Here is a 13966-nt window from a genome sequence, read left to right as displayed (position 1 = left end):
TTTTGAAGCGACTAAACTAGACGAAGAAGCCTATCTGATTCTCATGTCTGACGAAGCAGATCAAGATGTATGGAAGAAGTTCGCGGCCTTGAAAGCTGCGGCCAAACTTAAGCATGCTACGGCGCGCCTGGAATGGCTTCGCCTTACAAGGATTTTGAATTCTACTGATCCTAAATGCGGAAGGGCAACACTTTTTGATGATAGCATCCATTAAAACCGCTTTACCCCAATATCTGGGATTGGGTAGACGTGTTGACCCAACGACTACCCGAGGCAGTAGCTGTATGCGGCAGTTCGGTACGTACGGATTCGTGCATGGGGAGGTAACTATAATCCCTAACTCGACCAAGGAAGCTCGCGAGGCGTTCACAATTATTGGCGGCTTTCAATTTACTGCTGTCGATGTCGATGATTGATTACGGTTAATTAGAGCTGTCTATTGAAAGTTTCCAGGTGACGGTCTCGTAGGGTAAGGGGAGGGTGTGGATATATTAAACGAAGTCATGTTGCACCGGCTGAAAGTTAGGTTTAGGCAGGCTGCAATGGTGACGTGTCACAGTAAGGCGAAACCCTTTACGTATCGTTTAGGTTTTCAAGAAAAGACTTACATTTAGAACTATATTCTGTTTTCTGCGCGTGATCGTGTCATCATTATGTTAAGGGTTACAAAGGGAGCTCAATATTTATCGAAGCTCCTCCTTCAAGCCGGTTAGTGATAGAGATGTTACCACCATGCGCGTAGCAAATCGCTCTGGCGATTGACAAGCCCAGACCACTGCCACCTGAGTGTCGGGCGCGGGAGCGCTCTGCACGCCAGAAACGCTCGAATACTTTGTCGCTGTCTTCGGCCGCGATACCAGGCCCCCTGTCGTCGAAACTAAGCATAATTTTTTCTGAAGTAATATTTGCCGAAATCTCAAGCGATTTACCTTGCGCAGCGTAGCGCAGGAAATTGTCGATCATGATATTGACGATTTGACCCATTCGATCTCGATCGGCGCTAAGCTGTAACCTATCGGATATAGCGATCCGCGGCACTACACCTACAGTGGTGAGTTGGGCGTTGAACCAGGTCACACGCTCTTGGATAAGGCTTAGTAAGTTAAATTGCGTTTTATCGAGTAACAATTGGCCCGCACTTGCGAGCGAAAGTAGATGCAGGTCATCAACCAGCTTATTCAAATGATTAAGTTGTTTCTTAACCATCCCCAGTTGGTGTGGGTCGCGCGGGAATACGTCGTCGATCATTCCTTGTATTCGCCCCATGGCTGCGTTTAAAGGTGTACGCAACTCATGTGCAATGACCGCACTGGACTCCCGAACCTCCTGTTCATAGCGCTGCAGTTGGGTGGTCATGCTGTTAAAGTCGGCGATCAGGGATTGAATTTCTTCGGGAGCCTTGGGGTTTGACGGTAGGCGTGTTTTGAAATCTCCTTGGGCAACCTTGCGTGCCATTTGAGCGATCGACGAAAACTGGCTCGACAAAGAGCGGGAAAACAGAAAACCGCATAGAAGAATAATAGGGATAGCTGCTGCTACCAGGCTTGCCAGTAACAGCCAATCTTTGTCGGCTACGCCAGGCAGGAAGTTTTCGATGGGTATATATTGAATAAACAGCTGCCACAACCTGGCTTTATTCAAATTGGGGTCATTCTGTAGCTTAATGAATTCAGCTGCTGCGTCGGGCGGTATGCGGGAAAGCGCCTCCCACTCGATTAACGAAAAATGCAGCCACATACTGAAGGCGATGGCTATCACTGCACCGATGGCCAGCATACTCATGCGCAGGCCAACCCAATGCCAGAGTGGTTTTGGCTTACTTTTACGTGGTGGTTGCATGGACTTTACCTGAATCGATATCCGACAGAGCGAACGGTCACCAGTACCCCATCGATTTTATGGGCTTCCAGTTTGCGGCGCAGATTATGTACATGAGCATCAATTACTCTTGAGAGCGCCTCGCTTTCCGGCATGCAGACCTCTATAAGCTCTTCACGAGTAAAGGCTTTGGCAGGTGTTGCAAGCAAGGTGGCGAGAATTTTGAATTCGGTCGGAGTGAGGTCAAGTAACGTCGTTGCACCGTCTGCGTATTGAATATTGGCGGTGTAGGCGGCTAGATCTACCAGTAGATGTTCATAACGCAAATATTTTTCGGTGACAGTAGGCTGGTTTGACCGACGCAATACAGCGTGTACCCGCGCGACGACCTCTTTGGGATTGTAAGGTTTGACAACGTAGTCGTCAGCGCCATAACGCAATGCTCCCAACTTGTCCGGCTCATCACCCATTGCGGTGACCATTATCACTGCGGTGTCACTGTATCTCCTCACTGCAGCGAGCACTTCGGTGCCGCTTTTTTTTGGCAGCATGATATCCAGCAGGATCAGGTCGGGTTTCCATTGTCGATGCACCTCCAGGCCGCGTTCCCCGTCTTCGGCCAGCGCGACTTCGAATCCATCTCGACGTAAGTAAGCCTCGAGAATACTCGCGCTGTCAGCATCGTCCTCGACAACCAAAATACGTTTTCCTGACACCGTAGTTGCCTCTTGATCAAATCTTAATATTTCGTGAACGGTTTATTGAAATTTGGGGAATAGGATCTCGCCCAGACCACAACGCCACGATGATCCTATGACGACTCTGCCAGGGGCGAGCCGCTCCATGTTCCATTCCCCGAGCCGTCAAGAGGCCTGGCAAGGAAGCGGATCCAACCAGTAAGCCTGCCCCAGTCACCAGATCGCGGCCCGTTTCCCCTATCTTGTTTCTGACTGACTCGGCTAGCGCATGCATATCGACGTTGTCTGACCTATCGTGCTCAAGAGGCCAACTGACCGCAGCTGCGGCAGACTTTGGATTGATTGGTTACCGACTGTCAGCAAGCTTGACGCTTGTCGGCGATTGATTTGAATGGAGACGAAAAACGATGTTCACTGAATAGCAGAGGCCGCCCAAGGACTGCTGGCGGCTCGTTACCCCTCAGGGAACTACTATGGAAAGCATCGAGGAACGTGTTTATGTCCATACGTTGATCGCAGTATTTAGTGCTGCGTTCGAACTTGGATTTGATCCCTACGCACTTGCAGTACAAGCGAAAATGGATGTCGCGTTACGGGATCGAAAGGCTTTAAGACCGCTGGCGCCAGGCGCCGAGCAGATCATTAACGAGTCGTTGTTTGTGGCTAAAGTATTACGCTGCTAGTTGTCATGGCTCGCCCGTTTGGGAGAGTTTTTGATGTACGAGTCGATTTTTCTGTTGATCCTTTTTGTGGTCGCGTTTTCCGCGACAGGGGTAACGATGGTGCTGATGATCTGGGGAGACGATTAACTCGGAACTGCTCTAAGACGGGCGGTTATGGCTTTCATTCAGGCGTTCGCGGTGATGCCCCGAACGTCCAGTGAATGGACGTAGCCTGCTCCTCCTCCACTTAGGTGGCTTAGGTTTGATGAAGTGGTCGCATGAGCTGCCGTTCATTTTTCGCGCAAGAAAAATTCTTGCCGCGTACCCAGCGAGCAGCGGTATCGTGAAATAGAACCGTCGATCAGAAGGGGTTGAATTACCTGATCCGTGCAGGCTCATAAATAGACGGAATCGATATCCGATTGCCACCAGCAGAAAGGTTTTCAACATGCAAGATGCATATGATTTCCGCCTTATCGCTCACAAGCTGCTGTTGGCTGTGGACGCCTCTACCACTGAAATGATGATGATGGTGGCTAACTCATCGATGGGAAGTGTTGAGTGGAGGGCTGCAGTTCTGATCCAACAGACTTCATTTGCAGATTTGCATGCTCACCTTGGATTGCCTGAGGCTTGCGAACTGATGCAGGGCAATCGCTATCACTAATTGCTACCCTGAAAGCATCGCCTACCAGATGCCCGCCCCGTCGGTTGTGAGCTAGGCCGCTATCGCTGGCGGTTTGGCTGCGTTGCGACGATGGTTTGAACACCCCCAATCCTGTCAGCGAGCTCATCGGCGATTCGCTTTTGATACCCGGACTTAATGAGCGTTGTCGCCCTTTTGATGTGCTCGACCACGATCACCTTCAGCGAACGAATCTTCAGGCGGTAGATGATCATGTCGCCGTCCGATGGGCAGACAGCAGTGAAGGTGTGCCAGTAGACGTTCATGGCGGAATCTCAGTCAGGCATCGCCCTCCATGAGGATGGTGGCAATTTGGGTTGTGCTGAGGTATTAATATGGAATCCGGAGGGTGGCCCCTAGACACCAGGTATCCGGCGGGCGGCACCGTCAAAGCGTGGCTTTATCCATGTGGAGGCGGGGCCGTTTTTTATTTATGGGTGATCGGAATGCGGCCGGATGAGGGGATGGATCGTGATTACCTGCAAAGCGTGCAAGGCTGAGATTCAGCCAGAACTGAGATACGACCCCAAAAACGGTGAGCAGGCTTTCGACTGCCCGAAATGCGGCGCCAAGCACATTGTACGTCAGCAACCGACTCCAGATGGTTGGCCAGCCTTGTTCGATATCGAACTGGTTCGCGAGTCGTGAAACACATCCATCTGCGTGGCCGTCCATGAGGGTGGCATCGAGCTTGCCGCGTGCCATCGTCGCGGAGTACCCGCCGAGCCTCACGTAAAACTTCAACCAGGCGCGCGATCAATTCACTAGGTATTTCTTCCAGGCCGATCTGTCCGGACGTGCCGTAGTCGCGCATGCCAAAGTGGGCGGGCTGGTTACGCAGGTATGAACTGATTGGTCAGGCATCGCCTGGAGTAGGTCTAGGCAATCGCCGATCAGTATCTGGTTAGTAGGTGGCATGGATACTCCAGGGCCTGCGCTAGTGTCATGCTTTGCTGCGCGTGCGGTATTGAACGATGTCGCCTGCGGTTGAGATGCCACAGTTGGAGCGGCGAGGCAGGGCCACATATCCGGCGCCCAGCCGGCGTCATAATCGGCGCGCATGGCGGCGACCTGTTCGTCGGTCATTCGCTTTCTGGTGGCTGGCGCCGCGCCGGTGGCCGGTATGGTTTCGGGTGATCATGCTGGCGCCACCGACGATGTGCACCGGCCCTTGCGCATGTTGCCGTCGACCTTGCTGTCGAGTTGCGCGATTTCCTTTTTGGTGAGCTTCTTCCATTTAGCGATGATGAGTCACCCTTCAACACTGGCATCGGGTGCATGGCGCTGCCGGGTTCGTGTAGCTATATCCATTGTCTGCCCGCCATTTCTCGGCGGCGTAGAGCGCCTGGAGGGTGCTGGTATTACTGAATGTCTTTGTGAATAAGGCTTGGTGCAGACGCCGCCGTCTATGAGGAGGGCGACAATGTAAGCGGGGGGAGCGAGAGGAGGGCATGACGGCTCCGATTCGCCGATTCGACTCGGCCGAGAACGGCATTCGTGTTCTGAGCAAGCTGTTGCGCACTTACCAAGTGAAATATGGCCTGAAGACAGTCGCGGCCATTATCAGCCTCTGGACGCCGAGCTCTGAGAACGATACCGGCGCCTACGTTACATCGGTACAGCAAAGCATCAAGGCCTGTACTGGCAAGGAAGCTACTCGTGATTTAGTGCTGACTGATCCTGCGATCATGACCGGGCTTGTCAAGGCGATCATCAAGCATGAGATCGCTGGCTTTGAATACCCGGGTACGATTCTGGCGGAAGGTGTGCGGAGGGCCTTGAGCGCCATCTTGCTCAAAGCCCTGCCTTAAATCTGTCCAACGAAATCGAGAACTGGCAGCGGTCGCTGATTCTTTCCGAATAGCCGCGCTGACGTGTGAGAAAGCCTATGATTCGCTCATCGCCAAATGAAGCCCGCCCTGGCGTGGGCGCAGGAGAGAGCACAGGGCGGGCTATCAGCCAACTCCTTGGCCGACGACCTAATTTTAGTCACTAGGCATTACACTGGAAATTAACCAGATAAATGGTTGAAATGTTACTTTCTCATCGCACTCTTTATCACTGTCCAGACAGACTGTAGATCTGAGCATACTGACATTGGGGCGTGTGCCGTTGATCTTCAGGGGCGGGCATTAGTCTGATGCCCGCCCTAGGTCGGTTTGGGGAGCTGGCGAGCTAGTGGGTCAGCGTTCCCTCGTAGTTGGCAGTTAGATTTGGCTTAATGCCACAAGGTGGGAACCTGCACCGACAAGCGGTAAGCGCTAATCAGTAATAGACAGAAAGTTAGTTGCGCAGTTTTTGTGTTGACGGAACTGAAGTTGGCAGGATCACAATCCTGTATTTCGATACTGCTGGAGACTCGCCCGTTACTGATTTGTGTCTGTATTAGTTTGTAGTGGCAAATGGACACTTTTCGCTTTTTTTCACTCTACATTACTAAGCCGTTACGATTTCGTGGCGATCATGGTGAGCGCCCTCGCACCGGCGGTATGCAGAGTATGAGTAATTATTCAATTTTCAACCTGTATGAGCGAATAGTTTTAGAGGCGGAAGAAGAGGCTTGCGCATCGGGATGCGGGGCCGACCCAAGAATTTCTGAGATAGACAGTGAGATAAGAGAATATTCCACTAGGTGGCACATCGTTGGGGTGTATTTAAGGTGTGTTTCATGCGGAGAGTCTCAAAGGGCCAGCGAGAGCTTTAACTCGTTTGTGCACCACCGGAGATGTCCTCGTCATACATCGGAAGATCAGTACCCCTGGCGGGATCTCAGGAGGATATTGAGCTCTCTTCCTGAGTGATTAGGTGGTAGATACCCAGCCCTATGTCTAAATGGGGCTGGGGTTTTTATCCGTTCTATCCATTTGTCATTCTCGCCACCTTATCCATCTCGTCCGTCTTGCCCCTACGACTACACTGGCCGCTACGGGCCGAATGCCCCGGCCTGCAACGCCATGGAGGTGTGAAATGGTCAGCTATGAGAGACGCGGGAACGTTGTCAGTCAGGTCGTTGAATGGAACAGGAACTGGCTAATGATGGGGGGATTTGTGGCGTGTACTGAGTGTCTGGAGTTTCAGTCCGTCGAGTGCTTTGGAGAGTCTTTCAAGCATGCGCCGGGCTGTAGTAGAGCTGGTGATTCGTTGGAGAATCCTTGGGTTGCCTTAGAGGCTATCTTGACTTGGCGGTGCGCTCTTGTGCCATCTTCCGCCGACGGTGGACAGCTAGAATAGGCCGTCTGCCAATTCGATTCGGTGGATCAGGTCGGCGGCTTCCTTCGTGACCACCGTTGGGATGTTCATGTCGCAGAGCGTCATGGCACGCCGATCGGCGGGGTCAGCTACGAGCCTTGATTCTTCACGTCGCCGGCCTCTCGTCCTACACGGCGGGCCCTAGGCGATTACCTCTCATCTGTTGCAGGGTTGACGGCCTGATTTCTTGAGCGTCGAATTGAAGCATCACAAGACAGCAGAAAGGAGCAATTACAATGGCCAAGATGAAAATCTTGGCTGGCGACCTTCTAGAGGGCACTGGAGAGTATTTCGATGGCGTATTGAGTATCGAGACACTTCTGTTCCCCTGGCCAGGCATTAAAATCTCGACGTCACAGATAAGGTCAATTCGGGTCGTCGGCGAAGAGCTGAATAAGGTTGTAGGAAACTCTATGTTACAAGGACTTGCAGGTGGGTTGGTCTTAGGCCCGCTTGGCGCTCTCACAGGGTTTATGTTAGGCAAAGAACAAAAGGACGTTACGTTTTTAGTAACGTTGAAGGACGGCAGAACCATTCTCGCGGAAATTGATGAGCCCTCATTCCTTCAGATTGAGGAGGCGGTCCGCCGAGCCAATCGGACTCAACAATAGTAATAGTCAATTAGCCTAAGCCCTGTGAATGCAGGGCTTCTTTTTCCTGTAAGCTCTAATGTAAGGAATCTGTTCTACTCTTTTGTTCCGTACGATCGTCCAACCTCGAAGGGTTGACCACCGAGGCATCAAGGCTACCATCACTGCCTGCCTTCGCCTCAGTCAGGGTGACTCCAACCACAGCTATTGTTAAGCCGGGCAGCCCCCTGCCAGGCTGAGAGGGTATTGGAAGCGTTCCGCCTGTCGCATTGAATTGTACGCTCAACCCCCAGTGGCCTTTATGGATATTTTGATCGCGCAACAGGGCGACTAAAAGCTCATGAATAAGGAAGATTCGATCTGTAGTGTCCATCACGTGAGTCCGACAATGATTAGTATCGAAATAGATTAGGCCAGCTCAACAGAGGGGACTGTGTCATTCGTCGATATCTCTACCCGTCAGTTTGTGAACTATATTGCTAGCCGCTAAAAAAGGTTAGATGATTTGGCTACTACCTATGTATCGGAAAGGGAGGCTGAATGAACACAATTGGAGAGCGACTAAAGCTTGAGCGCCAGCGGTTAGGACTGAGCCAAGATGAATTTTCGGCTTTGGGTGGAGTTGCTGCTAATGCTCAAAGGCTATATGAAAGTGGCCATCGAATTCCCAGAGCTGATTATCTTTCAGGTATTTCGAGTGCAGGGGCGGACGTGCTGTATGTGGTGCTTGGAATCCGCATGCCCAAGTGTATAGGTGACCTGCCTGACGCAGAAATCTCACTGATTACCGCCTTCCGAACGTTACCTTGTGACGACCAAAATGCAATCTCACGGATTTCATCATCATTGTCGAATTTTATATAGCGCGCGGCTTACGTTAGGAAAGCTAATGCAGTTTGGGCTTGGAGAAGATTGAGCATCACTAGGGCACCGCGATGGGGGTACGTCGGGGAATGCGTCCCCAAAACACGACCATAACTGATTGATTTTCTTGGAGTGGTGACCTACGCATATCGCTGCTAAAAATTTGGGCTTTATTACGCTATCCTTTTGAAGTTAAAAGAAAATAACTAAAGTTTCGCCGCATCTCTCGCATGAAGGTTCTAGTCCACGACGGCTTTCCATCCTCTCTCATCCCGGTAACCTGTTCGGCTAGCTGCGTGCCACTCATGTTGAGAAGCTTCAGGGCCCTTTTGAGCAGCACTCCATTATTCATATATGACTCTCGATCAAATTCTACTATCTGTGAATGATCATAGGTCAGATTCTGGACAGCGAAAATATGCTTTCCCTGCGTGTGAGGTTCCTCGAGCCGTCGCGCTGCGAGCCAGATACGTACGCCGTCATTCATTAATGACTCTCTTCCAATTAGCGCGCCGATTGCAAAGAGAAGAAAGCACAGCTCGGCTTCGCCAAATCTCACGCGACAATCACTATGGTTAGGGCTGCAACGGTTTGATGAGGTGGCGGACGTTGCGTGTGTGGCCAAGCATGGCTCATGAGGATCTACAGATGCTCCGTGAGCGGTAACGCTTCAAGGCTCGAGGGGGCAGCACGCGCAGCCAACCCCCCAAATGAACCCCCCGCGTCCACATATCGCAACGCCGACTTCATATCCTTCCAGCCCACATAGCTCATCAGCCCTTTGATATCCCACCCATTGGCCGACGCCCAGGTTGCAAAGCCCCGTCGCATCGAGTGGGCGCTGTACAGCTCTTCGGGGAGCCCGGCCTCCTTGAAGATGCGGCGCAGCATGGGAATCAAGCTATGAGGTTGGATGGCCTTGTCCGCAAGATTCCCCCAGCGATCCAAGCGGCGGAAGACAGGGCCCTTCGCGAGACCTGCAACGGTAATCCAGTTGATATAGGCCTCGACCGGGCACAGCATCGTCAGCGCCGGCGTCTGGAAGGTCGTCCCTTCATGCTGGCGATCACCCTTGGTGTGGGGCAGGAAGAACGTGATGCCTTCACCGCTATAGGCTTTGGTGTTTTCCACTGTGAGCCTCGCCAGTTCATCCCCACGAAAGCCCCGCCAGAATCCAATCAGTACCATGGCAACCGAACGCCGGTGGCGCAGCAGCGTCTTGTAGTCACCACGATCGAGCGCAGCGGCGGCCTCCGCTTCCAACCATTTAACGGCTTGCTCAAGATGCCTAAGTAGAAGGGGAGCGGCTTGCTTCACTTGGGCGGGATGCACCACGCGAATGCCCTTGATCATCTGGCGGACGTTGGGCGTTTTGGTGGGATCGGGGAAGCCTTGGGTGAGATGCCACTGCGCCAGCGCGGCCAACCGCTGCTTGAGCGTACTGATCGCGTGCTTGTCGGCGTACTCGGCCAGGTAGCGAACAATGCCATCGCCGGTCGTAGGCAGGTAACCGCCCCAGGTCACTTCGAAGTGCTCGATCGCCGCCCGGTAGCTTTTACGAGTGTTCTCCCGGGTGCCTGCCTTGAGGTACCGGTCAGCCTTATCCATCGCCTTTTGCCTTCAAAATCTAAGTGATTCCAGCATTCCACACTTTCAGCGGCACCCAAAAGCATTTTCGACCGTAAAGAAGCTATAAACTTATATTATGGCTTTCTAGATCGTGCTTTTAAATATCGACTTTTTGTATTAACGTGTCACGTAATTACATGACATGTAACACAACACGAAATCGTAGGAGCTCTCATGGCCCGCGGCGGCATAAACAAGGCTGTAGTTCAAAAAGCAAGGCAGGCCTTGCTGGCCCGGGGCATGTATCCCAGCATCGACGCAGTGCGCGTGGAGCTGGGCAATACAGGCTCGAAAACTACGATTTCCCGCTACTTGAAGGAGATCGAGTCCTTCGATCCGCGTCCACCTTCCTCTCGGGAGCGCATGGGCGAAGAGCTATCGTCGATGGTTGGAAGCCTTCTGGATCGGCTAATGGAGGAGGGTGATGAGTCGATCGAGCAGGCTCGGTCAGCTTTTGAAGTGCAACGTGTAGGCTTTGTGGAGCAGAACGCTAATCTGCAGTCCGAGCTCACCGCTGCGCGCCGGCAGCTGGACACGCAGCAAGCAGCGATTGAAGCTCAAACCGCTGACCTTCAAACCACCCAGTCTTCGCTTCAGGCTGAGCTGACGCGCAACGCCGGGATCAGCCAGCGCTGTACTGACCTTGAAGCTTTAATCGGTGACAGGGATAAACAGATCCAATCCCTTGAGGAGAAGCATGTTCATGCGCGTGGCGCCTTGGAGCATTACCGGGAGTCCGTTAAGGAACAGCGCGATCAGGATCAGCGCCGGCACGAAGCTCAGCTTCACGAATCTCAGGTCGAGCAACGAAAACTTCGAGAGTCGCTGGCCGTGAAACAGGATGAGTCCACCAGGCTCAACCGCGATAATGAGCGCCTCCTCGCCGAGTCCCGCCAACAGGCGAGGACGCTTCAAGCCCAGGTTGAACAGGTGCAGACCCTAACTGCACAGGTGCAGGCTTTGACGCTGGCCGAGGCTAGGGCAGGGGCGATCATCGAGCACCACCAAGCCAGAGTGAGTGAGCTCACTGACGAGCTCAAGGCCCTGCACATCTCTGTGGCACAAGGTGCTTCCCGCGAAGCAGAATTGGCGAAGCTCGTTACAGACTTGAAGATTCAGCTTGAGTCCGCCGAAACGGCTCGCCAGGCTCCAGAGGACTCGTCGCTCACAGTCGATTATTCTGTTTCAGAGACTCAGGATGCGCCGGTGCCTAAGGGCACACAATCGAAGCGGAAAAGGTGATGGCGATGACACCAGCCACCAGTACTAAGCGGCAAGTTTTAGCGAAAAAATGTGACCATCAACGAGCGCATCAAAGTATCAACCAGCTAATCGCTGCCGGGCGGCTAACCATGGTGCCGTCCCGACACCTGCATGATCGCCACGAAACGCCAGCATTCCCCGACTTGGATCGTGGCTGAGCCCCCCGTGACCCAGCCCAGATGCACCCGCTCATATGCCTAACGCATGCCTTCTGAATGCCCCCAGGCTTGCTACCCACTCACGCGAGATCGTATGAAGCGTCTCGGCAAGGGCACGACAACACTCAGGCGTGAAAAGTGGCGGCAACCCCTCCTGATTGATGATGTACTCAAGGATATTGCCGTGGCAAATAGTGTGTCTGACCCTGACGAGCTCGACGTGGCTCTGTCGGGAAGCGAGCTTAGCTTCGAAGTCCTCCTCTCCTGGGAAGACCAAACAATCAATGTTTATCCCATTGGTTCTCGCCAGGCGGAGCAGTGCGTTGCTGAGGGTAGAAATACCTTCAAGATTCTCGAGGTTCATCGGGTTTTTCACCTGTGCCAACGTATTGCGAAGCGAGGCTTCAACTCCCGTCAGAAAACCGGTGCAAGCTGGCAAGTAGAGCTCATGCCTAAGGGCGTCATACGCCTGGATGAAGAGCCAATGACTTTCCGCGCCGAGTGAGTGTTCAATCCAATAATTTCGCGCATCGAAATCGACCCTCTGCTTGCGCAGGAAAGTGTCCAGTTCTTGCTCATCATCTGTGAATTCGTGATAGTCATTCATACTAGCGACCTTCTGTCCTTAACCTGATCAGTTCTGCCACAGCGCAGGTGATTTGCTATGTGAACTACAAACTGCTGCGTCAAAGGGCTTTAGGTTTTGAAATCCATTGCAGAACTTCTTCGACACCTGCGCGATTGGCTTGAGCACGCAGAGTCTTGCCAATCGAAAATGGCGCTTCGTTGCGACAACGCTCCGCAAACCGCACGAAATTCTTATCCGCCGAGATAATGACGTCGGCATCTACCAGGTGAGTAGCCAGACGCGAGTCCCCCGGCGTGCCGGTGGTGACCTTGTGCCAAGCCTGAAGAAATTCAAAAGCGCCTCGGAGCCATTGTCGCGGAACGGCTACCGCATCTAGCTCATGCAACCAAAGCCTGTTCATCGACTCGGGCAAGGAAAGCATTGCCGTCACATCGATCTCGCTATCAAGCCACTCCCTGACCGCGCTTTCATAAATCTGAAGCTCGGCCCTGAACATGTGCAAGCTGGGCACCCGCCAATAGGGTACAGGATAGCCAGACCACCCTGGCGTACCGGCTTCTGGGATGTGTCCTACCTCCTGCAGGTGCTCTTCGCTGCCCGGTTTGATCTTCTTCATTCGCTCCCTGATCGCGTAGGACTGCTCCACCGCCAGGCGTTCCTCTTCATCACGTCGAACGCTTTCGTTGGTGGCAGGAGTCTCTGTCTCTCGGCGCGCGCGATCCCAGAAGCCTCCAGAGGCCCTGACCCAGTCATACCTGAGCCGCCTGACCTCCGCCATCTTAGGCTCGGCGATGACCCATTCGGGGCGAAGCCTCATGATCTCCGACTTGACCTCAGCGCATTCGCTGAATATTTCGGGCATCAGCCGCTTCCAGTCCTTTCTTGTAATCAGCTGGATAACCTTACAACGCGCCTCTGGAACCGGCAGTCGCTGTACTTCATCCACTACAGCCGGGGAAATGACGATCACAACGCCTGCTTCCCGGGCGCGCATCGCCAATTCGCTCCCAGCCCCCTCATTCGCGATGTAGCTCCAGATATTCGTATCCAAAAAAAACCGCATCAGCCTGCCCCTGATCGAAAATTGGCAAGAGTACTACGTTCAGGAAACTGTTGGACTCGGGCTCTGATCACCCTAGGCAGAGCCTGCGCCGTCACGCATGGGCATAAGCGTGCGACTAAATCGCTTGGAAACGCATCAGTTGGTCGATACTGGTTGTATAGCTCTTGCTCATCATCTCGCGCTTCATCGCCCATGGGCACTAACGCTTGGGCTGCTTCCTCATCAGCAAATTTTGTTAACGATGGCAAATACGAGCTCATCTTGAGGACGATGTCGTCACTAAACAGCCCCTGGTCGACGATGCTGGTTGCGATTTCTTCGGCACCTAGCAGGTGTAGTACCCGCCCCTGGAGTTGTGGGCTGTTCATTACCCCATCAACAAATTTTTGGGCGATCTGAGGACGTTTCTTGCTGCCGGCGACGAGATAGATTTCCCTGGCACTCGGGGCTTTGCGCAGCACGTGCTCCAGATCTTTGCGAGCTTTGGCCATGGAAGAGGTGAAGTAACCTTTTTCGGCTGAGTATTCAGCTGCGATCAACCCGTCAGCTGATACGCCATCCACCACCCCAGCCACAGGAAAGCCGCCTGCATTAACGCCCTGTGATCCAACCGGTACGTTGAGCACCAGCCTCAAAAACAAGCCGCCAAAAATCTCAAAAGGCTGACCGATCAACCTGATTTCCTTGGCCAGTTGATC

At 53.0% G+C, this 13966-nt stretch carries 15 protein-coding genes and 3 pseudogenes; 9 read left to right on the top strand and 9 right to left on the bottom strand.

What is annotated here, in order from left to right; all coding sequences use genetic code 11:
- Window positions 1–214 (top strand): annotated as a pseudogene (locus tag ACCD02_RS31065) (hypothetical protein); the annotation flags it as partial.
- Between the two features lie 449 nt (window positions 215–663).
- On the opposite strand, the gene ACCD02_RS31060 reads toward ACCD02_RS31065, so the two are convergent.
- Together ACCD02_RS31060 and ACCD02_RS31055 are read right to left on the bottom strand one after the other, a co-directional pair.
- Window positions 664–1839, bottom strand: coding sequence for a sensor histidine kinase (locus ACCD02_RS31060; RefSeq protein ID WP_413310302.1), 1176 nt, complete (start codon window positions 1837–1839; stop codon window positions 664–666).
- A gap of 5 nt (window positions 1840–1844) precedes the next feature.
- Window positions 1845–2534, bottom strand: coding sequence for a response regulator transcription factor (locus tag ACCD02_RS31055; RefSeq protein WP_413310300.1), 690 nt, complete (start codon window positions 2532–2534; stop codon window positions 1845–1847).
- A gap of 455 nt (window positions 2535–2989) precedes the next feature.
- On the opposite strand from ACCD02_RS31055, the gene ACCD02_RS31050 reads away from it, so the two are divergent.
- Window positions 2990–3199, top strand: coding sequence for a hypothetical protein (locus ACCD02_RS31050; RefSeq protein ID WP_413310298.1), 210 nt, complete (start codon window positions 2990–2992; stop codon window positions 3197–3199).
- Window positions 3200–3626: 427 nt separating this feature from the next.
- The gene (locus ACCD02_RS31045) at window positions 3627–3845 is read left to right on the top strand and encodes a hypothetical protein (protein ID WP_413310295.1); all 219 of its coding nucleotides are present in this window, start codon (window positions 3627–3629) and stop codon (window positions 3843–3845) included.
- Between the two features lie 59 nt (window positions 3846–3904).
- On the opposite strand, the gene ACCD02_RS31040 is transcribed toward ACCD02_RS31045, so the two are convergent.
- The 3 genes and pseudogenes from ACCD02_RS31040 to ACCD02_RS31030 all read right to left on the bottom strand — a co-directional run.
- Window positions 3905–4129, bottom strand: a complete 225-nt coding sequence (locus tag ACCD02_RS31040) for a hypothetical protein (protein WP_413310293.1) — start codon at window positions 4127–4129, stop codon at window positions 3905–3907.
- 121 nt (window positions 4130–4250) lie between these two features.
- Window positions 4251–4568 carry a hypothetical protein gene (locus tag ACCD02_RS31035; protein ID WP_413310307.1) on the bottom strand — a complete coding sequence of 106 codons (318 nt, stop codon included), beginning with the start codon at window positions 4566–4568 and terminating at the stop codon, window positions 4251–4253.
- Window positions 4561–4781 (bottom strand): annotated as a pseudogene (locus tag ACCD02_RS31030) (site-specific DNA-methyltransferase); the annotation flags it as partial. The pseudogene ACCD02_RS31030 and the gene ACCD02_RS31035, both read right to left, overlap by 8 nt.
- Window positions 4782–4923: 142 nt before the next feature.
- Here ACCD02_RS31030 and ACCD02_RS31025 point away from each other — a divergent pair.
- From ACCD02_RS31025 to ACCD02_RS31005, 5 genes and pseudogenes are all read left to right on the top strand, one after another.
- Complete coding sequence (locus ACCD02_RS31025) at window positions 4924–5247, top strand: hypothetical protein (RefSeq protein WP_413310306.1); 324 nt, start codon at window positions 4924–4926, stop codon at window positions 5245–5247.
- Window positions 5248–5314: 67 nt separating this feature from the next.
- On the top strand, window positions 5315–5674 hold the full coding sequence (locus ACCD02_RS31020; RefSeq protein ID WP_413310290.1) for a structural protein: 360 nt from the start codon (window positions 5315–5317) through the stop codon (window positions 5672–5674).
- 10 nt (window positions 5675–5684) lie between these two features.
- Window positions 5685–5774, top strand: a pseudogene (locus tag ACCD02_RS31015) (DUF2514 family protein); the annotation flags it as partial.
- Between the two features lie 1574 nt (window positions 5775–7348).
- Window positions 7349–7723, top strand: coding sequence for a hypothetical protein (locus ACCD02_RS31010; protein WP_413310287.1), 375 nt, complete (start codon window positions 7349–7351; stop codon window positions 7721–7723).
- A gap of 519 nt (window positions 7724–8242) precedes the next feature.
- The gene (locus ACCD02_RS31005; protein ID WP_413310284.1) at window positions 8243–8566 is read left to right on the top strand and encodes a helix-turn-helix domain-containing protein; all 324 of its coding nucleotides are present in this window, start codon (window positions 8243–8245) and stop codon (window positions 8564–8566) included.
- Between the two features lie 642 nt (window positions 8567–9208).
- Here ACCD02_RS31005 and ACCD02_RS31000 read toward each other — a convergent pair.
- Entirely contained in the window at window positions 9209–10174 is a 966-nt protein-coding gene (locus ACCD02_RS31000) for a tyrosine-type recombinase/integrase (protein WP_413310281.1), read from the bottom strand.
- A gap of 195 nt (window positions 10175–10369) precedes the next feature.
- Between ACCD02_RS31000 and ACCD02_RS30995 the strand changes: the two genes are divergently transcribed.
- Window positions 10370–11437, top strand: coding sequence for a DNA-binding protein (locus tag ACCD02_RS30995; protein WP_413310279.1), 1068 nt, complete (start codon window positions 10370–10372; stop codon window positions 11435–11437).
- Window positions 11438–11647: 210 nt separating this feature from the next.
- On the opposite strand, the gene ACCD02_RS30990 is transcribed toward ACCD02_RS30995, so the two are convergent.
- The 3 genes from ACCD02_RS30990 to ACCD02_RS30980 all read right to left on the bottom strand — a co-directional run bounded on the left by ACCD02_RS30990 (window position 11648) and on the right by ACCD02_RS30980 (window position 13440).
- A complete protein-coding gene (locus ACCD02_RS30990) occupies window positions 11648–12223 on the bottom strand; it encodes a hypothetical protein (protein ID WP_413310277.1) in 576 nt (191 codons plus the stop codon).
- A gap of 79 nt (window positions 12224–12302) precedes the next feature.
- Window positions 12303–13268, bottom strand: a complete 966-nt coding sequence (locus tag ACCD02_RS30985) for a type II toxin-antitoxin system VapC family toxin (protein WP_413310274.1) — start codon at window positions 13266–13268, stop codon at window positions 12303–12305.
- A gap of 115 nt (window positions 13269–13383) precedes the next feature.
- Complete coding sequence (locus tag ACCD02_RS30980) at window positions 13384–13440, bottom strand: hypothetical protein (protein ID WP_413310304.1); 57 nt, start codon at window positions 13438–13440, stop codon at window positions 13384–13386.
- Window positions 13441–13966 lie beyond the last annotated feature (526 nt).

Origin of the sequence: Pseudomonas sp. Pseusp88, from assembly GCF_047303955.1 — a bacterium.
Classification (GTDB): Bacteria; Pseudomonadota; Gammaproteobacteria; order Pseudomonadales; family Pseudomonadaceae; genus Aquipseudomonas.
Note: the sequence above shows the minus strand (reverse complement) of the source record. Positions and strands in the feature narration are given on the sequence as shown.